A 22,652-nucleotide genomic window follows, 5' to 3' on the forward strand; every position below is an offset into this window, starting at 1 on the left:
GTGGGGGGGTTGTTGTGGTGTGGGGTGGTTTCGGTTTTGGTGGGGGCGGGGCTGCGGCGGGGGGTGTGGGGGGGGGGGGGTGGGTGGGGGGGTGATGCCCCGGGCGGCCCTCGTGGGCGGGGGCGTGGTCGCGGCGGGCGCCGTCGCGCTGACCATAGGCCTGTGGCCGGCGGGACCCGGCGGAGCCGGACAGGGGGAGGGCGGGCGGGGTGACAGCAAAGCGCCCACCGCCTCGGCGACCGACCCCCACCCCGAGGACCGGCCCCCCAAGGACCGGCCGAAACCCACCAGCAGCACTGCGTACGCCCTCTCCAAGCCCCCCTCCACCATCCCCGCCGTACGCGAGCACACCCCGGCCCGCGGCCCCGGATGGCGCCCCGACGGCAAGGCCCGCGTCGTCGTCGGCGACCCCGGCCTGCGGGACGAGGCCCGGCTGCTCGCCCGGGAGCTGCGGCTGCGGTACGGGGGCGAGGCACGCCCGCGCAGCGGCGACGTACACCTGGATCTGACCGGGGACCGGACCCCAGACGGTACGGGCGGCCGCGCGGGCGATGGCACGCAACCGGGCCCGGCCCCCGGCGGCCCGGGCACGGAGACGGGCAGGGACACCGGCGGGGACACGGGCCCAGGCACGGGCAGGGACACCGGCCCGGGCCGGGTCGGTGGCGGGGCCGAGGCAGGGCGGGGGCCCGGTGAGGGGCCGGAGGCGTACACCCTGGTCGTGAAGGACCGCGCCGTGCGCATCACCGCCCCCACCCAAGCAGGCGTCTTCCACGGCACCCGCACCCTCAAGCAGTCCGTACGCGCCGACGGCACCGTCCCGGAGGGCGTCGTCCGGGACGCCCCGGCGAAACCGCGGCGCGGGTTCATGCTGGACATGGCCCGCAAGCACTTCTCCGCCGACTGGATCGAGCGGCGGATCGAGGAGCTCGGCGACCTCAAGTACAACGAGCTCGGCCTGCACTTCTCCGACGACCAGGCCTTCCGGATCGCCTCCGAGTCACACCCCGAGGTGGTCTCCGCCGACCACCTCACCAAGGCGCAGGTGCGCCGCATCGTGGACCTCGCGGCGAGCCGGCACATCACCGTCGTACCGGAGATCGACTCGCCCGGTCACCTCGGCGCGGTCCTCAAGGCCCACCCCGACCTGCGACTGCGCAACACGCGCGGCGCGGTGACGCCCGGCGCCGTCGACATAGGGAACCCGAAGGCGGCGCGGATCGTGGACGAGCTCCTGCGCGAGTACGCCGAACTGTTCCCGGGCGGGCGCTGGCACATCGGCGCGGACGAGTACCAGGCCCTCGTGGTCCGCGACCCGGAGGCCTCCTACCCGCGTCTCGCCGCCGCCGCGCGCGACCGGCTCGGCCCCGGCGCGACGATCCAGGACCTGGCGACGCGGTGGCTGAACGACCGCGCCCGGGCGGTCGGCCCGGCACGGGACGTACGGGCCTGGAACGACGGCTTCTTCCGGGGCGGCACCGTGGCGGCCGACGACGACATCGAGGTCGCGTACTGGACCGGCAAGGAGATCGGCGCCCGCGACCCGGTCGAGTACCTGCGCGAGGGCCGCGACGTCCTCAACTACAACGACGAGTTCCTCTACTACGTCCTCGGCGAGCCCAACGACTTCGCCTACCCCACCGGCCGCCGCATCTACGAGCAGTGGACCCCGCGCGTGCTGCGCGGCACCACCCCCGTCCCCGCCGCGTACGACGGCCGGATCCTCGGCGGCAGCTTCGCCGTGTGGTGCGACCTCGCCGGGGCCCAGACCCAGGACGAGGTGGCGCGCGGCATCCGCATGCCCCTGCGGGCGACGGCCCAGAAGCTGTGGGACGCGCGCGAGCCGTCGCGCTCGTGGGCGGACTTCGAGCGGCTCGCGGCACGGCTGGACGGCTGACCCCCGCGCCGGGCGGCCGCCCCCCCCCTGTACCGGCTGCCCCGTACCGGTCGCCGCGTACCGGTCGCCCCGTACCGGTCGCCCCGTACCGGTCGCCCGTCGCCGCGCGCCGACCACCCCCCGACCGGCCGTCGTTACCGGCGCGTACCATGCGGTGACCGTCCGCAGTGCCTGGGGGAGACCGGGGAGAGGCACCGGCGCGGCGGACCTTCCGCAGAACCGTTCCTCGACCGGGGACCGGTCTGCCCTGTCGATGTGGGGGAACCGTGGCCGTGCCGTGCGCGGAGTGCCGGGCAAGAGACGCGACGACCGCCGAGGGACTGTGCGGCCTGTGCGTGACCGTGGCGGCCGACGCCGCGCCGAGGCGGGTCGTCGCCGGGCCCCGCCCGGGGGACCGGCTGCGGTCGCCGGTCGCGCCGGGGCGGGCGGCCATGGTGCTGCTCGGCGCCGTCGCCGCCACCGACCTGTGGGCGCTGTGGGCCGGGCTCGGGCAGCGGCGCATCCTGGACCGCCTCCTCGCCGGGGAGTACGGGGAGGCGTTCCAGCGGGAGGTGGAGGACGCCGACTCCCGGTACGCCCTGGCCGGCGGTGCGCAGCTCGTGGCCTGCGTGCTGACCGCGGTGGTCTTCCTCTGGTGGTTCCGGCTGGTACGGGTCAACGCCGAGCTCTTCGTGCCCGAGGCGCACACCAAGGGGCGCGGCTGGGCGCTCGGCGGGTGGTTCGTTCCCGTCGTCAACCTCTGGGTCCCGCGCCGCGTCACCTCCGACATCTGGGACGCCAGCGTGCCGGGGCCCGAGGTCGCCGGGCGGCTGGCCCCGGTCGGCTGGGACCCGCGGGAGCCGCGCCCGGCTCACGTGCTCATCAGCGCCTGGTGGGCCCTGTGGGTCGTCGGCTTCTTCGTCGGCCGGACCGCGGGCAGGGTGTACAGCGGTGCCGAGACCGCGTCGGAGTACGCGACCGGGCTCCGCTGGATGATGATCGCGGACGCGCTCGACGTCGTGGCCGCCGTCCTCGCCGTCGTGGTGGTGTACCGCATCACCACCATGCAGGACACGAAGGCGCGGGCCCACGCGGCGGCGGGGTGGCCCGCCGGTGTGCCCGTGTCCGGCGCCGGTCCGGCGTTTGAGCACCGGGCCGGGCGGGCCACCTAGGGGAGAAGGGGGGCCACGGCCCCCACAGGACGGACGTACGAGAGTCGCGGGGGCGCGGAGCATGGGCTACTGGGGGTACTACGTCGTGGGGCGCAGCGAGCGGCCGCTGGGGGAGTGCGCGGCGCTCGCAGGGGTGCGCGCTGAACTCGCGCTCCTGGAGCGGCGGCCCGACGGGTGGCAGGTGTGGGAGTGCCCGAGCAAGGACTCGACCGACGTGGGGAACATGAACGCGCTCGCCGGGGAGACCGGCGCGCCCGCCCTCTTCGGCTATGTGATGGGCAGCGACTGCGTGATCGTCGAGGCGGCCGCGCCGGAGAGCGGCGCGTGGACGACGTGCCTGGCCCGCGACGCGACGGCCCACTACCTGGCCGACGGCGAACTCACGCTGGAGGACTACTTCCTCGACCCTCGCGACGCCGCCGAGCGCGCCGTCGCCTGGGCCGCGGAGGCGGGCCGCCGCGCACGCTCGGCCGCGCTGCTCGACGTGCTCACCGCCGACCCCGAACCGTCGGCCGAGCAGCTCTTCTTCCGGCTCCTGGACCGGCTCGGGGTGCTGCCGCAGTAGCGGTACGGACAGCGGCACAGCCAGCGGTACGGCCAGCGGCACCGCCCCCCGGCACGGTCCGGCGGTTTTCGGCCGCAGTGACGGAAACGGGCCGCCGGACGCAGTAAGGGCGTGAAGCCAGATGAGTCACGGGTGAGCTTGGTGGAGCTGATCGCCCAGGCCGACGAGACGGGACTCGCCGCCAGCGGGCTCGCCTGCCTCGACCGCTGCGTGCCGCTGTTCGGCGACGGCGTCGACGAGCAGGTGCTGCGACCGCTGTGGGCGAGCCTCGCGGACGGCACCGGTTGGGAGGGCGCGCTCGCCGAGGTGCGGCGGGTCCTCGGTGCCGGGCATGACGGCGCGCCGGGGCCCGACCGTACGGAGGGTGGCGCGGAGGCCGCCGTGCTGGCCCGGCGCATGCTCGCCGCGGCCCCCGCCGAGCGCACCGCCGCCGCGCTGCGGACGTGGGCCGACGCCTGCTCGGCCGCCGCGCTCCAGGTGCACCGCCTCCTCGACACCACCGACGAGGAGGTCGCGCCGCTGGTCACTGCCGAACTGCGCCGCCAGATACGGGTCCTCGAACTGCTCGGCGGCGGCAGCCCCGGCGGCGGCCTGCGCGAGGCCCTCGGCGTCTCCACCGAGGGCCGTCGGGTGCTGCGCGCGGTGGTGTCGCGCCGGGCGAGGACGACGGACGGCTGAGCGCGTGGGGCCCCGGCGGGCCGTAGGGGCGGGTCCGAGGCTGCCCTGGGGCGAGCCCCGGCGGACCCGGCCCGGGGGAGCGCGCCGCGCACGGCTTCTGAAGCGGGCCCGGGCGGGGCCCGGTGGGCGTCGTACGGGCCGGGTACGGCGCGAGCCCCAGGACGGACTCGACACGGCGCCCAGCACTGGGGCCCGGCGCGACGCCTAGGACGGCCTCGGGACGGCCCCCGGCACGGCGCCCAGGACGGGTCCAGCGTCGGTGCTCGGCGAGGCGCCCAGAGCGGCCCCCGGCACGACGCCCAAGACGAACCCGGCGCGGTGCCCGGCACGGCGCTCAGCGCGACACCCAGGACGGAGCCGGCGCGGCGCCCAGCCCTGCGCCCGGCCACCGTGCCCCGCTACCCGGCTACGACCCCAGCACCTGCCCCAAATGCGCCCCCGCCGGAGTGTCCAGTCGCGCCTTCCCGTAGTACGTGCCGCTCGCCCGCAGCACCGTGCCGTTCTGGTCGGTGCCGACGTGGAGGACCGTGCCGTCGCCCCGGTCCTCGCCGTCCGCGCCGACCGCGAGGTCCGGGTGGCCGTTGCCGTCGAAGTCGGCGAGCGCGACGGAGGAGCCGAGCCGGTCGCCGGTCTCCGTGACGCCCGGGACGTCCGGCTCGTCCTGGCTGACGGCGAGGGCCCCGGCGCCGGTCAGGCCCGACCGGGAGCCCTTGAGGAGCAGTGACGTGCCCGCGTCCGTACGGGTCTCGCCGGCGCGCGTGATGTCCTCGCCGGGGGCGCCGGTGAGGACGTCCGCGCAGCCGTCGCCGTCGACGTCGGCCGCCGCCACCGACCAGCCCAGCGCGTCGCCCGCCTCGGCCGCCCCCGGCACCCCGGGCGTGGCCTGGTGGACGGTCGTCGCGCCGCCGGCCGGGCCGCCGGGGCCGCCGCTCACGACGGTGACCTGGCCGCCCGCGTGGGCGCCGGACTCGGCGGTGTAGGGCTGGCCGACGACCAGGTCGTCGTAACCGTCGCCGTTGACGTCGCCCGCCGCGACCGAGCGACCCCCCTTGGCGGACAGGTGGCCGACGCGGCTGAGGCCCGAGCGGGTGCCCTTGAACCAGACGAGCCGGCCGTGGCCCGCGGCGTCGCGGTAGGTGAGGGCGGCGTCGGCGTACCCGTCGTGGTCGAAGTCCCCGGACGTCGCGGCCGGGTGGTCGATCGCCCGCTCCCCGGACTGGAAGGTGCCCGCCGCCTCGTGGCCCGTCGAGAACCGGGCCGCCCAGCTCCCGCCGGTGCCCGCGGACACCGCGAACACGTCGTCCTTGCCGTCCTTGTTGAAGTCCCCGGCCGCCACGGCGGCGCCGAAGCGGGCCTTGGAGTACGCGAAGTCCTCCGAGAGCTGGAAGTCGGTGCCCGAGGTGAGGTCCGGGCCGTACAGCATCGTGACCGCGCCCCGGTCCCGGTGGCCGGAGGTGTCGTCCTCGCCGGGCGCGCCGATGACCAGGTCCGGGTGGCCGTCGCCGTTGAGGTCGCCCAGGGCGGTGGCCGCGGCCCAGGCGTCGCCGGGCTCGTCCAGGCCCGGGACGCCCGGGCTCGACTGCGTCAGGGCCTTGCGCGCGGCCGCGTCCGGGCCGCCGGCGCCGCCCGGCACGACCGTCAGGGCGCCCCGGTCCGCGTGCGCCCGGGGCACGGCCGCTACCAGGTCCGCGGCGTTCCCGGCGGTGCCGGTTCCGGGGCTGGTGCTGACACCGGTACCAGCACCAGCCCCGGCACCTGTACCCGTGTCCGCGTACGCCGCCGCCCCCGTGCCCACGGCGGCGGTGCCGCCGAGGACGACGCCGCCCACGGCGAGCCACACCTTGTGCTTGAGGCCCACGGCTCCCACCCCTTCGGAACTCCTGAGCTCGCGGGGAGCTCCCCGCTGAATCAACGAGTTCATTGGACCGATGAGGGCGCCGGAGGGTTGTACGCGACCGCTACGAGGGGCGCGTGATGTTTCCCGCACGCCGCGGATGTGACAACAGCGCCGTTCCGTGCGCAGGGTGCATGAGAAACGTATGAGAAGTCCGGCGGTCGCACGGGCGGGGCGGGGCGGAAACGGTGGGAACTGTGGGGCTGAAGGCGGAGCGCGCGACTCGGGGCGGCGGGCGCCGCCGGTGGACGCGGGCCGCGGCCACGGTGTTCGCGGCCGGTGCGCTGGCGTCGCTCGTGACGGGCTGCGGCGGTGAGAAGCCGGTGCGGCTGAGCGGCGGCACGTTCACGAAGGAGCTGCCCCGGGCGGAGGCGCGCGGCCAGCAGCTCACCCGGCAGACCCTGGACCTGCTCAAGGGGGCGCGGTCCATGCGGATCAACGCCGTGGAGATGAAGGGGTCCTTGGCCGGCGGGACCGGTACGCGCCGGGAGGCGACGTTCCGCGTCGACCGGGAGCACAACTGCGCCGGCACCATCGCGGAGGGCTACCTGCGCGCCGACATGATCATGGTCGAGGGGCGCACGGTGTACATGCGCGTCCAGGACTCGTCGCTCGACGCGCTGAGGTCGATGGCCGAGGCGCGCGGGCCCGGGGTCGCCGCGGACATGGACCGCCGCATCGGGCTGCTGCGCGGCAAGTATGTGAAGTTCCCCGTGGGGGACCAAGGGTCGGGCGAACGGACGATGCCGTCGGACACCTGCGACCTGGACGGGATGCTCGGGCGGCTCGACGGGGTGGCCGGTACGACGACGATCCGCGCCGAGGACCCGACGTGGCGCTACGGCGAGCACGTCATCCCCCTGGTCGAGGAGCAGAACGGCACGGAGACCAAGGTGTACGTCGCCGCGGAGGGCAAGCCGTACCTCGTCGCGATGGAGATGGAGCGGCCCCGCGGGGCGCGCACGACCCTGCGGATCTCCGACTACGACGAGCCGGTCGTGGCGAAGGCGCCGCCCGCGGCGCAGACCATCGACGCCGACGAGTTCGACGGCATGACCGGCGGCGCCGACCTCTTCGAGGTCTGACGGTTCCACGGCGTCCCGCGGCGATCCGCGGCGGTTCCACAGCGTTCCGCGGCGGTTCCGCAGTGGTTCCGCGGCGGTTCCACGGCAGTTCCGCGGGACCTCCCACGGTGGCGGAACGGGTGAGCGGCCGGGGCCGCCACCCTTGGGGTCAGCCAGTGGCCGACGCAGCACGGCTTCATCAATGATCGCGCGGAACTCGGGTTGATCATCAGCGCGGTCCAAGAGAGGCCCCGGCTAGCGGCTCGGTCCCCTGTGCCGGCCGCTAGCCGGGCTCTCGTCATCCCGTCCCAACGGTGGGAGCCTGCGAGAGAGGCCGGATGAACTGTCCACGGTGCGGCGCGCAAGTTCACGAAGGTGCCGACGGCAGATAGCACTGTGAGATATGCGGGGTGGAGGGCGGATGAACTGTCCGAAGTGCGGTGCACCTGCGCAGCAAGGTCCCACAGGCCAGTGGGTGTGCACCAACCAATGCGGCTGGTATTCCGGGCTGTACCCTGCGGTACATGGACACTGGCCGGAGGGGTGCAGAGACAGGGGCGGGCCTTACGCCCCCCCTGGAGGCTGAGATCACCCGCACTGAGTGCCGAGAGTGCGGCTCTGAGGTCTTTGGCCTGTCCGGCCGGTTCGCCTGCACCCTGTGCGGCTGGTGCAACCACTGGTCAGAGGGACACAGCGAGCTACCGACTGCGGAGGATGATCCGGACTACCCCGGAGCATGACAGCGCAGTCTCAGTAAGAGGGCCCCGTCCGGATGCCGGACGGGGTCTTGCCTTTGCTCAGGCCAGCCGGGGCGTCCCGTTCATTGGTGAGAGCAGAGCGGATGAAGTGGGACCTCATCCATAACGCGATCATCTACGTCGACCAGGCTCTGATGAGCGTGCTCGAGGTCCAGCAGGAGCGCGGCAGCTGTGGAGGGAGAGGCTCGGCTCGCGCTGGGGGTCACGGACGCGGTCGACGACTGGTATCGCCGCACATCAGAGCGGGAGACGACGGGTGAGCGGCCGGGGCCGCCACCCCCCACAGGAGAGGCCCCGGCCGTCACACGGCACGAACCGCGTGGCGGTCCGTACTCCCTACTGCGCCGCGCGTGCGTTTTCTGTCACACCCCCCTGGGTCACCCGCTAGTTGCACGTTGTACGAACATGGACGTGCACCGCTTCACGCCGTAGCGTGCAGGTTCGCGCCGTGTCGCGACCCACCAGCGTGGGCCCGCTTCCGGGCGGACCGCGAGCGGCGGGCGGCGCGCCAGTGACCCGTGAGAGCCGCGCCTGCCAGGCGCAGAGGGGCCCGCAGTGCAGGGGGAGGACGACGCCGAGCTGACCGCCGCCGTGCTCGCGGCGCAGGCCGGGGACGAGACCGCGTTCCGGACTGTGTACCGCGCGGTGCACCCGCGGCTGCTCGGCTACGTACGTACGCTCGTCGGCGATCTCGACGCCGAGGACGTGGCGTCCGAGGCGTGGCTGCAGATAGCCCGCGACCTCGACCGGTTCGACGGTGACGCCGACCGCTTCCGCGGCTGGGCGGCGCGCATCGCGCGCAACCGGGCCCTCGACCACATCCGCATGCGCGGCCGCCGCCCCGCGGTGGGCGGTGACGAGACCGAGCTGACCGGCAGGCCCGCCGAGGCGGACACCGCGGGCGAGGCCATGGAGTCCCTCGCCACCGACGCCGCGCTCGCGCTGATCGCCCAGCTCCCGCAGGACCAGGCGGAGGCCGTGGTGCTGCGCGTCGTCGTCGGCCTCGACGCGAAGAGCGCCGCGAAGACGCTCGGCAAGCGCCCCGGAGCGGTGCGTACCGCGGCGCACCGCGGGCTCAAACGGCTCGCCGAACTGATGGGCGCCGACGAGGCGGCGCGGGCGCGCGGCCTCGGCGCCGTCCCCCCGCAGCCGGACCCGCACGGACGCGCGGTACCCCCGTCCCCCTGTGTGACGCATTCGCGTACGCGGACGCAGAAGGACATGTGATGGCCGACGAGCAGGACAAGTGGCTGAACCGTGCCGCGGCGGAGCGTTTGCTGCGCGGAGAGCGGCTCGACGGTATCGGCGATCACGACCGCGAACGAGCCGAGCGGCTGGCCCAGGCCCTCGCCGCGCTGTCCGCGGGCAAGCCCGCGAAGACCGGCGAGGACGGGGAACTCCCTGGCGAGAGCGGTGCGTTGGCCGCGTTCCGGGCGGCGCGCGAGGGGCGGACGTGGGCGTCCGAGACCCCGGCGGCGGCCTCGGGCACGGCCGCCGGTGCCGCGTCCGGTGCCGTGCCCGACGCCGTGCCCGGTGCAAGGTCCGATGCCGTGCCGGGGGCCGTGTCCGGGGCTGGTCCGGGCTCCGTGTCCGGTTCCGCTTCGGGGGGTGCGGCGGGTGCCGCTCCCGGTTCCGGTTCCGGTTCTGGTTCCGGTTCCGGGGGTGAGCCGCCCGTACGGATCGGGGGTCCGGCCCGGGTGCCCCGGCCCGTACGGTGGGGCCGCCCGGTGCGGTTCGGGGTCGCGGCGGCCCTCGCGGCCTGCATGGCCGGCGGTGTCGCGGTGGCGGCCGGGGCCGGCGTCATCCCGTCGCCGTTCCAGGAGTCCGAGCGGGAGCCCGCGACCAGCGCGTCCCCGGTGGAGACGCCGGAGCGCCCGCTGCGCTCCCCGTCGACCAAGGCCCCCGCTGCGCCGGACGACCTCCCCGACGAGGGCAACCACCTCGACCGGGAGAAGACCGCCGAGCCGGACGCCTCCGACGAGCCCGAGGACCGGGACCGCTCCGGCGGCACGGACACCGACCGCGACGAGGGCACCTCGGGCACGCCCGGCAAGGGCTCCGGCGGCGACGAGTCCGGTGCGAAGGGGGGTCGCGCGTGGCGCGACCACGTGATGTCCGCCTGCCGTGACTACCGCAGCGGTTCCCTGGCCAACGACAAGCGGCGCCACCTGGAGGAGGCCGCGCGCGGCTCCGAGCGCGTACGGGCGTTCTGCGAGCGGCTCCTGAACGGCGGCGGCGAGGCTCCCCGGGGCGGGGGCAAGGGTGACGGTGGCGGCAAGGGCAATGGTGGCGGTGGCGGTGGCGGTGGCAAGGGCGACGGCGGTGGTAACGGGAACGGTGGCGGTAACGGGAACGGTGGCGGTAACGGGAACGGCGGGGGCAACGGGAACGGCGGGGGTAAGGGTAACGGCGGGGGCAAGGGGGGCGAGGGCGGCGGCCACCTGCCCGGTGGGGGGCAGTTCGCGGGGGGCGGTGGGCGCCCCGGGCCCCCGCTCACGCTGCCGCACCGCCCCCGCCCGACCCCGACGTACACGGCCCAGCCCGTCCGCTGACCCCCGCCCCACCCACCCGCCCCTATCGGCCTAGCGGCCTCGTCCTCAAACGCCGGACGGGCTGGATGCGCCCCGCGTCCCGCCGTCGCCGCCTGCCGGTGTGTTTCCCCACCCACCCGCCCTTTCATCGGCCTGGCGGCCTCGTCCTCAAGCGCCGGACGGGCTGGGATTGTCTCCGCGTCGCCGTCTGCTGGTGTGTTCCCCACCCGCCCCTTCATCAGCCTGGCGGCCCCGTCCTCAAGGGCCGGACGGGCTGAAACCGTCTGCCGCCCCCCGTTGCCGTCTGCTGGACGGCCGACGACGGCGAGTCGTGGACATATCAGCCCGTCCGGCGTTTGAGGACGAGGCGCGGAGCGGCGAAGAAAGGGGGAGAGGGGCGGAGCCCCAGACGAGGGAGGCGGGGTCCAGGGGCGGCAGCCCATGGTTCGGGGAGGGGCGGGCCTGGGGCGCGCCGCGAGGTGTGAGCCACGCCGCACCGCGTGGCTGTGACACTTTCCGCCCCCCTGGCGCAGTACGTATTGAGCCGACTGGTCATCGGCCCGCGCACGAGCCGGGGTTCCCCCCGTACCTACGGCTCCGTGCCATTGGCGCGGGCGGGATTCGTTCCCCCGATCCCGCCCGCGCCCTCAAGCAGGAACGCGGCAGCAAGAACGCGCCGCCCCGCGCGACGGCGAGGCGGACACCGCCTACCGGTAGATCACCACCCGGTCCCCGTCCCGCACCTGCCGGAACAGCCGGGCGATCCGCTTCTCGTCCCGGACGTTCACGCACCCGTGCGACGCCCCGCCGTACCCCCGCGCCGCGAAGTCGGACGAGTAGTGCACGGCCTGGCCGCCGCTGAAGAACATGGCGTACGGCATCGGCGTGTCGTACAGCGTCGAGACGTGGTGCCGCGACTTCCAGAAGACCCGGAACTCGCCCTCGCGCGTCGGCGTGTACTCCGAGCCGAAGCGCACGTCCATCGTGGACAGCGCCTTGCCGTCGACCATCCACGTCAGCGTGCGGCTCTCCTTGCTGATGCACAGCACGCGCCCGGTCAGGCAGCGCCGGTCGGGCTTGGCGGGCGGCATGCCGCCGTCCGGGTACAGCTCGTAGCGGCTCGGCTCGCGCGTCATCCGCAGCAGCCGGTTCCAGGTGCGGGTGTCCGTCTCGCCGGTCCGGGCCAGCCCTCGCTTGGCCTGGAAGCCCGCGACGGCGGCCGCGGTCACCGGGCCGTACGTGCCCGTCGGGTGTTGGCGGAACCAGTCGAGCTGCCGCAGCCGGGCCTGGAGCTCCCGCACCATCGTGCCCCGCTTGCCCTGCTCCATGAGCACCGGCCCGGGCGGCGGAGGGGGCGGCGGCTGCGTCGCCCGGGGGCGCACGGGCGCGGGCTCCGGCGGCTCCGCGGGCTCCGGCGGCGCGGACCGCGGCGCGGGCGCCTCCGACTGCGGCAACTCCGCCCGCGACACGGGCGACTTGACCTTCGGCGTGGGCGAAGAGCGGGGCGTGGGCGTCGCGTTGTCCCGCTCCGCGCGTGGCGGTGGCGACGCCCTCCGGTCGTCCCCGCCCGCCCGGTCGACGGCCTGCGCCGTGCACCCGCAGACCAGCGCCAGCGCGACGGCGGCCCCCGCCGCCGCACGCCCCTTGGCTATCGCACCCCTACTCATGGATCCCCCATGTCACTTCGTGTCACTGCGATGGCCGACCCACGAAGTGTTTCCCACGGGCGCGGGATTGTGAACCACGCCCCGCGCCGGGCTCAGTGGTGCCAGGCCGTCCCGCCGACGTTGTGGATCATGCGCTGGAGGACCTTCAGCGCCCGTACGTACTCGGCGTCGTCGATGCCCTCGTGGATCTCCGCCCGGGTCCGGACCTGCCGCTGGGCGACGCGCGTGCGCAGCGCGCCGCCCGCGTCCGTGAGCCGCAGCTTCCGGGCGCCGCCCTCGGTCTCCTGGGCGAGCAGCTTCCGGCGCAGCAGGGCGTCGATGTTGTGCTCGATGCCGCCCTCGCCGAACTCCAGGTAGCCGCGCAGGACACCGACCACGTCCGCGCGGTCGCGGGCGGAGCCGTCGGCGGGGACCTGGTTGAGGACCCACCACTGCGGCTGGGTGAGGCCCTCCTCGGCGAGCATGGTGCGGATGTGGTGCACCACGGCCTGGCCGGCGGCCGTACTCCAGTAGCCGATGGGCTGGTTGACCAGCTCGGCGTCGCTGTGCGAGGGGGCGAAGGGCGGCTTCGTGGCGTTCGTGTTGTTCGTCATGCCCTCGAACGTAGGACCTCAAGTTTGGTTGAGGTCAAATAGTTCTGGAGATCTTTTCCGTCCTGTCCGGCCCAGCCCACGTATCCGTCCGGGCGGACGAGGAAGAGGCCGTCCCCGTACGCGTCGAGGTGGTCCGCGCGGCACGTACGTACCAAGTCCGCGTCCAGCGCGGGCACTTCCGTCCGGGGGCCCACGGCGAGCAGCGTGAAGTGCGGCCCCCGGAAGGCGTCGAAGACGCGTCCGGCGCCGAGGCGGCCGTCCGGGGCGCGGTCGCCCGCCCGGGTGCCGTCCCCGGGGGGCCGGGTGTCCACGGACAGGGGCGAGTCGCGGTACCCCAGGCCGAGTTGGCGCGTGGCGGCGCCCCGGCGGGCCTGGCCGCGGTGGATGCGGGTGGACAGGTCCAGCATGCGCGCGGCGGTGGGCAGCCGCTCCTCCTCGTACGTGTCGAGCAGCGCGTCGGGGGCGCCGTGCCGCAGGACGAGGCCGAGCTTCCAGCCCAGGTTGTACGCGTCCTGCACGCTGGTGTTGAGGCCCTGGCCGCCCGCGGGCGAGTGCACGTGCGCCGCGTCGCCCGCGAGGAACACGCGCCCGGCGCGGAAGCGGTCCGCGAGAGCGGCGCGCGGCCGGAAGTCGGAGGCCCAGCGGACCTCGGTGACGTCGCCGGCGGCCAGGTGGGTGCGGGCGGCGACGGCCTCGCGCACCCCGTCGGGGGAGGTGTCCAGCGGGCTGCCGTCCACGAACTGGGCGGTGAACTGGAAGTCGGGCGTGCCCGGCAGCGGGCAGATCGCGGTGAAGCCCGCGGAGCCGTCGGCCGAGGGCTGGAAGATGTGCCAGTTGTCCCGGTCGAGCGCCGCCTCGCGGACGCGGATGTCGGCGACCAGGACCGGCCAGGGGTCGACGGTCTCGCCCTCCATGGCGATGCCGAGGGCCCGGCGCACGCCGGAGCGGCCCCCGTCCGCGGCGACGGCGTAGGCGGCCCGGACCGTGCGGCCGTCCGCGAGGCGTGCCGTGACCCCGTCGGCGTCCTGGTCCAGCCCCGTCACCTCCGCGCCGAAGGCGACCGAGCCGCCGAGTTCCAGCAGGCGCGCGTACAGGATCTCCTGGGTGCGCCACTGCGGCACCAGCCACGGGCCGGCGTAGGGCGCGGAGTCCGTGGCCTCGGGCTCGTCGAACATGCGGTGCTCGCCCTGCCGGGCGCCGCCCGACCACACCATGCCGACGGGCGCGGGCCCGCCCGCCTTCAGGGCGGCGTCCACGACCCCGAGGTCGTCGAAGACCTCCAGCGTGCGCGGCTGGAGGCCCTTGCCGCGCGAGCCGGGGAACAGCCGGGGCGCGCGCTCGACGACGAGCGCGGGCACCCCGCGCCGGGCGAGGTCGCAGGCCAGGGTGAGGCCGGTGGGTCCCGCGCCCACGATGAGGACGGGCGTTTCCTTAACGTCGTTAAGTTCCATGCCCCAGAGGCTGCGCTTAACGGTGTTAAATTGTCAAGGTGGCTACGACACGACTCGACCGCGTCCGGGTGGCGCGCGCCGCCCTGGACCTGCTGAACGAGACCGGCCTCGACGGCCTGACCCTGCGCGCCATCGCCAAGGAGCTGGACGTCAAGGCCCCGGCGCTGTACTGGCACTTCAAGGACAAGCAGGCCCTGCTCGACGAGATGGCCACCGAGATGCTGCGCCGCATGGCGGCCGACCTGGCGCTGGAGGGCGGCCCGGACGCCGGGTGGGAGTCGGTGCTCACCTCCACCATGCGCACCATGCGCCACCACCTGCTGCGCTACCGCGACGGCGCGAAGGTCTACAGCGGTACGCGCTTCACGGACGCGTCGTACGCCGCGCCGCTGGAGGCGCGGCTGCGCCACCTCACGTCGGCGGGCTTCTCCCCCGACGCGGCGGCCCGCGCCTGGCTCACGGCGTACAGCTACACCATCGGCCACGTCATCGAGGAACAGGCCATGGGCCCGCGCCCGGACGAGGGCGGGGGCGGCTTCGACCTGGCGGCCCGGGCCGAGCGGCTGAAGGGCTACCCCCTGGCCGCGGCGGCGGGCGACGAGCTGTTCCGCTCCGACGACCAGGGCTTCGAGGCGGGGCTCGCGGCGGTGGTGGCGGGCATCGCCGCGACCCTGCGCGGGGGCCCGGGGGTGTGAGCGGCGCACTGGATCACGGAACTCGCGCCGCGCGCGCCCGCCGTTGTCTATCGTGCACGCCATGAGATCACGCCACCCCCAACGGCGTCCGACCGCAGCGAAGTTGACGCTCGCGACCGCCCTCGCGGCCGGGCTGCTCACGGCGTGCGGCGGGGACGGCGACGAGGGCCCGCCCGACAAGGTCGCCAAGGCCGTCGAGAGGCACTGCGCCGGACGGATCGAGCCGGACGGCCTCGACATGGGCCTCGCCGACGACGTGAAGCAGACGCTCGACGGCCGCTGGGAGGGGGACGGCGCCGGCGGCTGCGTGTGGAGCGCCCAGGAGGACGGCCGCTTCTGGACGCCCCTCGACCTCGACGTGATCCGCGTACGGAGCCCGGCCGCGGCCAAGAAGGACGCCCGCGCCTTCTGCGACCGCATGCGCGCGGACACCCGGTACCACGCGGGCTACGTCGACAAGGGCGCGTACTGCGCGGCCTACGAGGACAACGCGGCGCTGCGCGCCCACATCGCCCACGGCTCGGTCGGCCCGTACCGCGTCGAGCTCACGCTGTCCGGCGCCAAGCCCTGGAAGGACAAGCACTACGAGGCTCCGCGTGAGCGGATCGCCCACGTCATGGACGACGTCCGCGCGTACTACGAGAAGCGCGACCGCTAGGGCGCGCGCAGCTCGGCCCACACCCGCTTGCCGGGCCCGTTCCGCGCGGCCACGCCCCACCGCTCGGCGAGCGCGGCGACCAGCGGCAGCCCGCGCCCGCCCTCCGCGCAGGGCTCGGGCGCCCGCACGACGGGCAACGCGGCGCAGGCGTCGTGCACTTCGAGCCGCAGGGCCCCGGCGGGCAGCCGGACGAACCGCGTCTCGATCACCCGGCCGTGCGTGCCGTGGGCGTGCCGCACGGCGTTGGTGAGCAGCTCGGAGAGCACGACGAGCGCCGCGTCCTCGATGTCCGCCGAGCCCCAGTCGGCCAGGTACTTCCGCAGCTCCTGCCGGGCTTTGCTCACGGAGCGTGGATGCCGTGGCCAGCGCGCGATCACTTCACCTTCATCGGTCGTCACCTCGGCGCTCCTCGTCATCCCGTGGATCGGCGTTCACGGGACGAGCATCCCAACGTGAGGCTACGCTCACCAAGAGTCACGATTTACAGCGAAGCGACGCGGAAACGGGGGCAACGATGCCCGCACCGAGGGAACTCGACCCGACGACGTCCTTGGCCGCGCTGTACGGCGCGAAGCTGCGGAAACTCCGCCTCAGAGCGGGCTGGACCCAGCGCCAGCTGGGCGACCGGGTCCCCATCGCCCACAGCCGCATCGCCCAGTACGAACTGGGCAACGAGACCCCGACGAAGGAGGTCTCCGACGCGTTGGACCGGCTGGTCGGCGCGGAGGGGGAGATGAGCGACCTGTGGGAGCACGTGCAGCGGGAGTCGATCCCGGACTGGGCTCGCAAGTACGTGGAACTGGAGGCGAAGGCCAGCGTCATCCGCAAGTACCAGGCTCACACTGTCCCTGGGCTGCTTCAGACCAAGGGGTATGCGTGGGCCTTGCTCGGCATGGCCCACGCTGACAGAGGCGGCGAGTTGGAGAAGGCGGTACAGGCGCGACTCGTACGGCAGACGATCCTGACGAGGCCTGGACCCCCGGTGCTCTGGGCCATTCTGGACGAGGCGGTCCTGTGCCGCCCGGTCGGCGGGGCGGCCATCATGCGGGACCAACTAGCTCATCTGCTGCGTATCACCGAGGAGCTGAAGCGTGTAACGGTGCAGGTGCTGCCGTTCGAGCGGGGAGAGCACCTGCTGATGGGCGGCTCGGCGACCGTCCTGTCCTTTCCTCGGCGGCCGGATGTGGCGTACTTGGAGGGTTCCCACACCGGAGAGCTTGTCGAGGGGGCGAACTCGGTCGCAGAGTATGCCTTGGCGTTCGAACACCTGGTAGCTCGGGCGTTGCGGCCAGAGGAGTCGGCCGACCTCATCCGTTCCGTAATGGAGGGCCTTTACCGTGACGCACGTGTCGCAGATCGACCTCGACGCCGCCGTGTGGCGCAGGTCCAGCTACAGCAACGCGCAGGGCGGCGATTGCGTCGAGGTCGCTGACGGCTTTCAAGGCGTAGTCCCGGTGCGGGACAGCAAGCGGCCCCGTGGAGCCACGCTGCACTTCTCGTCGCGGGCATGGGGCGCTTTCGTCACCGGCGTGCGAACCCCCTAGTGCGGCGGACATGCCGAAGGGTCCAGGCCGGTGCGACCGGCCTGGACCCCGATGTGCCCGTCAGCTATGGGTGTCGTCCCACTTGAAGTAGGCGTCGCCGATCGGCGAATCCCCGTACGAGCTGGTGTAGAGGGCATCCGGGACGTCACTCGTCCTGAGGAATCCGGTCGAGCCGCCCCCGGACTTCGCGTTGTAGAGGAGCTTCCTGTCCGCGTCGTAGTGCCACCACTGGTGCTTGTTGGTGTCACAGGTGGAGGTCCAGACGGCGTTGACGGGATTCTCGAAGTCGGTCGTCAGGCACTTGCCGGTTTCACGGTTCTTGAGCTGGTGGTAGATACCGTGGCTGCCGCCGATCCAGTCCCACTGCTGCCGCTTCCAGCCCTGGCAGTGCGTGGCGTAGGCCGTATCACCGTCACCGGCGGTGATGCACGTGCTGAACCTGTGGTTCTTGAACGTCCAGTAGCTGGGCGCGGCCTGGGCGGACGTCGGGGTCAGGACAGCTGCGGCGGTGGCGAGTGCGCCGGCGGCGGCGACGGTCGCGAGACGGAACTTCTTCACTACAACCTCTTTCCGTGAGAGCTGAGAGTGAGAGTCGGAGAGCAGCGGTGGGGGTTCTCAAGTCCCGCTGTCGTTCTGCGCATCAGCTTGCCGAGCCGTGACGCCTGAGACGTAGGCGCTCAGAGCACACTCATGTGGCAATGCGTCCACTGGGGACGTGACAGTGGCGCCGGTAGTCGGCCGGCGGTACGCCGTACGCCGCGCGGAAGGCGCGGGTGAAGTCGGTCGCCCGGGCGAAGCCCCAGCGCGCGGCGATGGCCCGGATCGAGGTGGAGCCCTGCGCCGGGTCGGCCAGGTCGAAGCGGGCGCGCTCCAGGCGCAGGCGCCGGATGAACGCGGCCACGGTCGTGCTCTCGTCCTGGAAGAGCCGGTGGAGGTAGCTCGGGGAGAGGCCGTGCGCGGCGGCGACGGCCCGGGGCGTCAACCCCGGGTCGGCGATGCGCTGTTGGATGTACTGGGCGATGCGCAGCAGCAGGGCGGTCCGGCTGTTCGCGGGCAGGAGCGCCCGCTCCCGGCCCGCGGCGCAGCCGAGCAGCGCCGCGACCGGGAGTGCGCGCTCCCGGTCCACCGCGCAGCCGAGCAGCGCGGCGACCATCCCGCTGAGCACCGAGCCGAGGCGCTGCGCGTCGGGCGGCCGGTAGGCGGTCGTCTCCTCGGTGAGGCGCGTGAGGAACCGGGCCAGGAGCGCGCCGACGCCGTCCCGGCTCGGCATGCGGCGCCCGAGCACCGTGTCCGCCTGGTCGCACGGCAGGGGCAGCAGCGCCTTCGGCAGGACGACGCCGACGGCCCTGCAGGCGCCCGTCCGGATCTCGTGCCGCAGCGCGCAGTCGTCGACGTAGAAGTCGCCGACGGACAGCGGCAGTTCGCGTTCGCCGTGCGTGGCGAGTGCCGAGCCCTCCAGGAGGAGCGTCAGGTGGTAGTGCGGTGCGGCGTCCGGCCGTGCGGGCCGGGGTCCCGCGGCGCGGTCCGGCCGCAGGACCGTCGGCCGGAAGGCCGCCGACCACACCTTCATGGCCCCCAGCTCGACGGTCCGCATGGCGCCCTGGACGCCCTCCTGGGCCGTTTCGTACGCACATCTGCCGTGATGGCACAGGGACGTGTCGGCGACGTCCGCTGTCAATTCCCCCATGAAATCCCCCGTATCGTGCCCGTGTGGTCAGCCCGGGCGAGGGGCTCCGTACATTCCCCTGTGTGAACCCGGTGAAGTCGGTGCACGGGGAACGTAGGGGGTGGCGGGGAGCCGGGGGATGAACGGGGGATGGACGGCTTATGCCGGAACGGCGAAGGGTCTCACCCCCCGAGCGGGACCGGCGGGACCGGGAGGCACGGCGGGCCGCCCGAGGAATCCGCCGGTACGCGCCCGGCCCGCCGCCGGTAGTCCCGGGGCGGTACGCCGTAGGCCGTGCGGAAGGCGCGCGTGAAGGCGGAGTGCTCCGCGAAGCCCCAGCGGGCCGCGACGCGGTGGACCGGGAGGTCCCGCAGCCGGGGGTCGGCGAGGTCGCGGCGGGCACGCTCCAGGCGAAGCCTGCGGATCAGCTCGGTGACCGTGGTGTCGCGGAGCTGGAAGAGGCGGTGCAGATAGCGCACGGAGATGTGGTGGGCGGCGGCGACGGTCCCCGGCGAGAGCTCGGGGTCTGCCAGGTGCTCCGCGATGAACGCCTCGATGCGCGGCAGCAGTTCGCGCGGCCCGTCCTGCGCCCGAGCCACGCCACCGCGCGCCCGAGCCGCGCCGTCCCGTGCCGCCCCGTCGTCGTCCGCGTGATGCGCGAGCACCGTCGCCAGCAAATCCAGCGCCACCGAGCTCAGCCGCGAGACGTCGGAGCCGGAGTAGGGGGCCGGCGCGGCGGTGACGTCGGTGAGGAACTGGGTGAGCAGCGCGCCCAGGCCCTCCCGCCCGGGTAACCGTCTCCCCAGCAGGTGGTCGGTCCGTCTGACCGGGGCGGGCAGCAGCGCGCGCGGCGCCCGCGCCTGGATGAGGGCGGGCGTACCGGGTCCGGAGACGAGGACGCGGAACGGCCGCGAGCTGTCGCACAGGGCGAAGTCCCGCCCCGTCAGGGCCGCCTCGCGGTGCGCCTGGGCCACCCGCAGGGCGCCCCGGTGCGGGAACAGCACGGAGCACAGCTCCGGGTCGGCCCGGCGGATCAGCCGCTCGGTGCGCCACACGACGGCGGGCGAGCACGTCAGGTGCACGACGCTGACCGGGCCGAGGTCGAGCACCCGTACGGTGGCCCGGAAGCGCGCCGGGTCCGCGGTGGTGACGCGCATGGGGTGGCTGGTGCCGTCCAGGAAGTCCTCGAAACGGGCCAGCCGCTCCCCGGGCGGGAGGTCGTCACTTCGAAACACTGTTCTGATCATGCAAACCCCTGACCTTCAGTGACTCCGAATGTCCGACGGATGATCGTACGTGTGCGAACCAATGGAACCCGGGGCGCGGGAAATGGCAGGCGGCTCGTTGCCTTACGTTCACCTGGTGGTCGGGCGAGGGTTGGGGAGCGGCGTCGAACGCGTTCTACGTTCGCAGGGTTCTGTCCCTCAGAGAGCCCAGGTGTGCCAGTGAGCAACCACCCACCGAAACTGTCCGTGATCGTCCCCTGCTACAACATCGAGGCGTACGTTCCGGACACTGTGACGAGCCTCGTCCACAACGACCGCGACGACTTCGAGTTCATCTTCGTCGAGGACCGGTCGACCAAGGACAGCACCTACGAGGCGCTGCTGACGCTGACGAAGCGGCTGACGAACAGCAGGGTGGTGCGCCACGAGCGCAACGGCGGCCTCGCCACGGCACGCAACACCGGCATCGACCGGGCGGAGGGCCGCTACCTCACCTTCCTGGACGGCGACGACTGGCTCGCCCCGGGCTACCTCGCCGCCCTCGTGGACCGTGCCGAGCGCCTCGACGTCGACTTCGTCCGCACCGACCACGTGCAGGTCACCGGCACCGCGCGCGAGGTCCACCGGGCCCCGGAAGGGCGCCGGAACAAGCCGCTCGACCCGCGCTCCTCCATCCTGCCCGTCGACGCCACGACCATGGTCGACTACCCGTACGCCTGGGCGGGCGTCTACCACCGCCGGCTGCTCGACCGGGGCCTGCTGCGGTTCCACGACGGACTGCGCACCGCCGAGGACCGCCCCTGGATATGGGAGCTGCACCGCAGGGCGGAGTCCTACGCCGTGGCCAGCCTGCACGGCGTCTTCTACCGGCGCGGCATCGCCAGTTCCCTGACCCAGATCGGCGACGTGCGGCAGCTCGACTTCTTCCGCTCCTTCGACATCGTCCTCAAGGAGCTCGAAGGGGACCCCGAGGTCGGCAGGCTCCGCAAGAAGGCGCTGCGCAACTACTGCGTCGTGATCGCCCACCAGCTCCTCGACCGCAACCGCTTCGAGCGCAGCGTCTACGCCCGGCTGCGCCAGCTCAGCGCCGAGGCGCTGGAGCGGATGTCCACGGCGGAACTCGAGGAAGCCCTCGTCGGCATGGGGGAGAAGCGCGTGCACGCGCTGCGCCGCATACACGGCGGCATGAAGGGAGTCGCAGCATGATCCAGATCTTCTTCGCGGCCACGCAGTACGCCGCGGCCACCGTCACCGCCGCCGTCCGGGCCGGACTCTTCGGCCCGCGCGCCGCCCACCGCCGCGTCCTCGTCGTCAGCAACGTCGCGGCGGTGCCCGAGGTGAGCACCCCCCTGGACCGCATGGCGGGCTTCGAGAAGCTGCGCCCCGAGTTCGACCAGGTGCACTCCTGGAACGAGTTCATCGCGCCGCACCACCCCGCCGGGTGGGCGCCCCGCGCCCAGGACGCCCCGCTGTGGGAGAAGGCGGTGCGCCTCGCCTGGGACCTCGGCGACGAGCCGGTGGAGATCGCCTGCGAGTCCATCCAGGCCAACCCCTCGCGCGCCGCCGCCACGATCTTCGCCGACAGCCCGATCCACGTCTACGCGGACGGCCTGATGAGCTACGGCCCCACGCGCAACCGCATCCCGCACGGCATGAGCACCCGCATCGAACGCGTGCTCCACCTCGACCTGATACCCGGGCTGCGCCCCATGCTCCTGTCCGAGTACGGCGTCGCGCCCGAGCCCGTACCGAACGAGGCGATCGTCGACGTCCTCGCGCAGATCGGCGAGGAGGGGGCCGGCCTGCTCGCCCGGGCCCTGCCCGCCGTGGAGCGGCCCACCGTGGTGCTGCTCGGGCAGTACCTCTCCGCGATCGACCTCATCACCCAGGACGAGGAGGAGGAGCTCCACGTCCGGATGGTGCGCGCCGCCGCCCGCGCGGGGCACACGAGCGTCCTGTTCAAGCCCCACCCCAGCGCGCCGGCGGTGTACAGCAGGGCCCTGGAGACGGCGGCCACGGAACTCGGCGTACGGCTCACCGTCCTGAGCGAACCCGTCCTCGCCGAGACGGTCTTCGCGCGGCTGCGGCCGAAGCTCGTCATCGGCTGCTTCTCCACCGCCCTGATGACGGCCGCCGCCTTCTACGACATCCCCGTCGCCCGCGTGGGCACCGGCCTGCTCCTCGAACGCATCAAGCCGTACGAGAACAGCAACCGGGTACCCCTGACGATCATCGACGCGGCCCTGCCCGACGCGGAGCGCGACGAGGTCGGCACGCACCTGGAACGGGACGCCCTCGCCGCGCGGCTGGCGCCCCTGGTGTCCGCCGTCGGCTACTGCATGCAGTCCCAGAAACACCGCGACCTGCGCGACGAGGTGAGCGCCTGGCTCACGGCGCACCTCGCCGACCACCCGCAGTACTTCAAGAAGCGCCGCCTGACCAGCCTGCGCCTGCCCGGAGGCAGCACCGTCCGCGCCGAGTCGCTGCGCCGGAACCCGGCGGTGCGCCGCGTCGTACGCCGCATAAGGGCCGCCCAGTCCTGAGCCGCGGGCCCCCGCCCGGAAGCGCGGGCCGGGCGGTCCTGAGCCGCGGGACCGCCCGCCCGGAGCACCGG

Annotated in this window: 21 protein-coding genes; 13 read left to right on the forward strand and 8 right to left on the reverse strand. The window is 73.8% G+C overall.

The window, feature by feature from the left end; all coding sequences use genetic code 11:
* Positions 1 to 94 precede the first annotated feature (94 nt).
* The 4 genes from QK440_RS33855 (at position 95) to QK440_RS33870 (ending at position 4,291) form a co-directional block, all read left to right on the forward strand.
* A complete protein-coding gene (locus tag QK440_RS33855; RefSeq protein ID WP_282797082.1) occupies positions 95 to 1,897 on the forward strand; it encodes a glycoside hydrolase family 20 protein in 1,803 nt (600 codons plus the stop codon).
* A gap of 266 nt (positions 1,898 to 2,163) precedes the next feature.
* Positions 2,164 to 3,048, forward strand: coding sequence for a DUF4328 domain-containing protein (locus QK440_RS33860; protein WP_282797083.1), 885 nt, complete (start codon positions 2,164 to 2,166; stop codon positions 3,046 to 3,048).
* A 61-nt stretch (positions 3,049 to 3,109) separates the two neighbouring features.
* Entirely contained in the window at positions 3,110 to 3,613 is a 504-nt protein-coding gene (locus QK440_RS33865) for a hypothetical protein (protein ID WP_282797084.1), read from the forward strand.
* Between the two features lie 132 nt (positions 3,614 to 3,745).
* On the forward strand, positions 3,746 to 4,291 hold the full coding sequence (locus QK440_RS33870; RefSeq protein ID WP_282797085.1) for a hypothetical protein: 546 nt from the start codon (positions 3,746 to 3,748) through the stop codon (positions 4,289 to 4,291).
* A gap of 406 nt (positions 4,292 to 4,697) precedes the next feature.
* Here the strand turns inward: QK440_RS33870 and QK440_RS33875 are convergent, their stop codons facing one another.
* On the reverse strand, positions 4,698 to 6,149 hold the full coding sequence (locus QK440_RS33875) for an FG-GAP and VCBS repeat-containing protein (RefSeq protein ID WP_282797086.1): 1,452 nt from the start codon (positions 6,147 to 6,149) through the stop codon (positions 4,698 to 4,700).
* A 233-nt stretch (positions 6,150 to 6,382) separates the two neighbouring features.
* On the opposite strand from QK440_RS33875, the gene QK440_RS33880 reads away from it, so the two are divergent.
* The 3 genes from QK440_RS33880 (at position 6,383) to QK440_RS33890 (ending at position 10,559) form a co-directional block, all read left to right on the forward strand.
* Complete coding sequence (locus QK440_RS33880; RefSeq protein WP_282797087.1) at positions 6,383 to 7,270, forward strand: hypothetical protein; 888 nt, start codon at positions 6,383 to 6,385, stop codon at positions 7,268 to 7,270.
* Between the two features lie 1,292 nt (positions 7,271 to 8,562).
* The gene (locus tag QK440_RS33885) at positions 8,563 to 9,234 is read left to right on the forward strand and encodes an RNA polymerase sigma factor (protein WP_282797088.1); all 672 of its coding nucleotides are present in this window, start codon (positions 8,563 to 8,565) and stop codon (positions 9,232 to 9,234) included.
* Positions 9,234 to 10,559, forward strand: coding sequence for a hypothetical protein (locus tag QK440_RS33890; protein WP_282797089.1), 1,326 nt, complete (start codon positions 9,234 to 9,236; stop codon positions 10,557 to 10,559). Before QK440_RS33885 ends, QK440_RS33890 begins: the two co-directional genes overlap by 1 nt.
* Before the next feature lie 686 nt (positions 10,560 to 11,245).
* Here the strand turns inward: QK440_RS33890 and QK440_RS33895 are convergent.
* The 3 genes from QK440_RS33895 to QK440_RS33905 all read right to left on the reverse strand — a co-directional run bounded on the left by QK440_RS33895 (position 11,246) and on the right by QK440_RS33905 (position 14,249).
* The gene (locus QK440_RS33895; RefSeq protein ID WP_282797090.1) at positions 11,246 to 12,205 is read right to left on the reverse strand and encodes a L,D-transpeptidase family protein; all 960 of its coding nucleotides are present in this window, start codon (positions 12,203 to 12,205) and stop codon (positions 11,246 to 11,248) included.
* A 92-nt stretch (positions 12,206 to 12,297) separates the two neighbouring features.
* Positions 12,298 to 12,798 (reverse strand): MarR family winged helix-turn-helix transcriptional regulator, encoded by a 501-nt coding sequence (locus tag QK440_RS33900; RefSeq protein WP_282797091.1) that lies wholly within the window; start codon positions 12,796 to 12,798, stop codon positions 12,298 to 12,300.
* A complete protein-coding gene (locus QK440_RS33905; RefSeq protein WP_282797092.1) occupies positions 12,795 to 14,249 on the reverse strand; it encodes an FAD-dependent monooxygenase in 1,455 nt (484 codons plus the stop codon). Before QK440_RS33905 ends, QK440_RS33900 begins: the two co-directional genes overlap by 4 nt.
* 38 nt (positions 14,250 to 14,287) lie before the next feature.
* Here QK440_RS33905 and QK440_RS33910 point away from each other — a divergent pair, with 38 nt between their 5' ends.
* Both QK440_RS33910 and QK440_RS33915 read left to right on the forward strand, forming a co-directional pair.
* On the forward strand, positions 14,288 to 14,944 hold the full coding sequence (locus QK440_RS33910) for a TetR/AcrR family transcriptional regulator C-terminal domain-containing protein (protein ID WP_282797093.1): 657 nt from the start codon (positions 14,288 to 14,290) through the stop codon (positions 14,942 to 14,944).
* 61 nt (positions 14,945 to 15,005) lie between these two features.
* Positions 15,006 to 15,602: a hypothetical protein gene (locus QK440_RS33915; RefSeq protein WP_282797094.1), complete on the forward strand. Its 597-nt coding sequence runs from the start codon at positions 15,006 to 15,008 to the stop codon at positions 15,600 to 15,602.
* Here the strand turns inward: QK440_RS33915 and QK440_RS33920 are convergent.
* Positions 15,599 to 16,018 carry an ATP-binding protein gene (locus tag QK440_RS33920; RefSeq protein ID WP_349239338.1) on the reverse strand — a complete coding sequence of 140 codons (420 nt, stop codon included), beginning with the start codon at positions 16,016 to 16,018 and terminating at the stop codon, positions 15,599 to 15,601. The genes QK440_RS33915 and QK440_RS33920 overlap by 4 nt on opposite strands.
* Positions 16,019 to 16,116: 98 nt before the next feature.
* Here QK440_RS33920 and QK440_RS33925 point away from each other — a divergent pair, with 98 nt between their 5' ends.
* A complete protein-coding gene (locus tag QK440_RS33925) occupies positions 16,117 to 17,034 on the forward strand; it encodes a helix-turn-helix transcriptional regulator (protein ID WP_282797096.1) in 918 nt (305 codons plus the stop codon).
* Entirely contained in the window at positions 16,976 to 17,146 is a 171-nt protein-coding gene (locus tag QK440_RS33930; protein WP_349239339.1) for a DUF397 domain-containing protein, read from the forward strand. Before QK440_RS33925 ends, QK440_RS33930 begins: the two co-directional genes overlap by 59 nt.
* A gap of 60 nt (positions 17,147 to 17,206) precedes the next feature.
* Here the strand turns inward: QK440_RS33930 and QK440_RS33935 are convergent, their stop codons facing one another.
* The 3 genes from QK440_RS33935 to QK440_RS33945 all read right to left on the reverse strand — a co-directional run bounded on the left by QK440_RS33935 (position 17,207) and on the right by QK440_RS33945 (position 20,059).
* Positions 17,207 to 17,704, reverse strand: coding sequence for an RICIN domain-containing protein (locus tag QK440_RS33935; RefSeq protein ID WP_282797098.1), 498 nt, complete (start codon positions 17,702 to 17,704; stop codon positions 17,207 to 17,209).
* 130 nt (positions 17,705 to 17,834) lie between these two features.
* The gene (locus QK440_RS33940) at positions 17,835 to 18,833 is read right to left on the reverse strand and encodes a helix-turn-helix domain-containing protein (protein ID WP_282797099.1); all 999 of its coding nucleotides are present in this window, start codon (positions 18,831 to 18,833) and stop codon (positions 17,835 to 17,837) included.
* Between the two features lie 161 nt (positions 18,834 to 18,994).
* Positions 18,995 to 20,059, reverse strand: a complete 1,065-nt coding sequence (locus tag QK440_RS33945) for a helix-turn-helix domain-containing protein (RefSeq protein ID WP_282797100.1) — start codon at positions 20,057 to 20,059, stop codon at positions 18,995 to 18,997.
* A 198-nt stretch (positions 20,060 to 20,257) separates the two neighbouring features.
* Here QK440_RS33945 and QK440_RS33950 point away from each other — a divergent pair, with 198 nt between their 5' ends.
* Both QK440_RS33950 and QK440_RS33955 read left to right on the forward strand, forming a co-directional pair.
* Positions 20,258 to 21,244 carry a glycosyltransferase family 2 protein gene (locus QK440_RS33950; RefSeq protein WP_282797101.1) on the forward strand — a complete coding sequence of 329 codons (987 nt, stop codon included), beginning with the start codon at positions 20,258 to 20,260 and terminating at the stop codon, positions 21,242 to 21,244.
* Positions 21,241 to 22,581 (forward strand): polysialyltransferase family glycosyltransferase, encoded by a 1,341-nt coding sequence (locus QK440_RS33955; RefSeq protein ID WP_282797102.1) that lies wholly within the window; start codon positions 21,241 to 21,243, stop codon positions 22,579 to 22,581. The genes QK440_RS33950 and QK440_RS33955 overlap by 4 nt, the downstream gene beginning before the upstream one ends.
* Positions 22,582 to 22,652 lie beyond the last annotated feature (71 nt).

It is taken from the genome of Streptomyces sp. CC224B, from assembly GCF_030010595.1.
In the GTDB taxonomy this organism is placed as follows: Bacteria; Actinomycetota; Actinomycetes; order Streptomycetales; family Streptomycetaceae; genus Streptomyces; species Streptomyces longispororuber.

Bases quoted from the DNA above. Each gene is read 5' to 3' on its own strand.
- QK440_RS33855 (WP_282797082.1), top strand. From the start codon at position 95: ATGCCCCGGGCGGCCCTCGTGGGCGGGGGCGTGGTCGCGGCGGGCGCC.
- QK440_RS33865 (WP_282797084.1), top strand. From the start codon at position 3,110: ATGGGCTACTGGGGGTACTACGTCGTGGGGCGCAGCGAGCGGCCGCTG.
- QK440_RS33890 (WP_282797089.1), top strand. From the start codon at position 9,234: ATGGCCGACGAGCAGGACAAGTGGCTGAACCGTGCCGCGGCGGAGCGT.
- QK440_RS33895 (WP_282797090.1), bottom strand. From the start codon at position 12,205: ATGAGTAGGGGTGCGATAGCCAAGGGGCGTGCGGCGGCGGGGGCCGCC.
- QK440_RS33900 (WP_282797091.1), bottom strand. From the start codon at position 12,798: ATGACGAACAACACGAACGCCACGAAGCCGCCCTTCGCCCCCTCGCAC.
- QK440_RS33905 (WP_282797092.1), bottom strand. From the start codon at position 14,249: ATGGAACTTAACGACGTTAAGGAAACGCCCGTCCTCATCGTGGGCGCG.
- QK440_RS33915 (WP_282797094.1), top strand. From the start codon at position 15,006: ATGAGATCACGCCACCCCCAACGGCGTCCGACCGCAGCGAAGTTGACG.
- QK440_RS33920 (WP_349239338.1), bottom strand. From the start codon at position 16,018: ATGACGAGGAGCGCCGAGGTGACGACCGATGAAGGTGAAGTGATCGCG.
- QK440_RS33925 (WP_282797096.1), top strand. From the start codon at position 16,117: ATGCCCGCACCGAGGGAACTCGACCCGACGACGTCCTTGGCCGCGCTG.
- QK440_RS33940 (WP_282797099.1), bottom strand. From the start codon at position 18,833: ATGGGGGAATTGACAGCGGACGTCGCCGACACGTCCCTGTGCCATCAC.
- QK440_RS33945 (WP_282797100.1), bottom strand. From the start codon at position 20,059: ATGATCAGAACAGTGTTTCGAAGTGACGACCTCCCGCCCGGGGAGCGG.
- QK440_RS33955 (WP_282797102.1), top strand. From the start codon at position 21,241: ATGATCCAGATCTTCTTCGCGGCCACGCAGTACGCCGCGGCCACCGTC.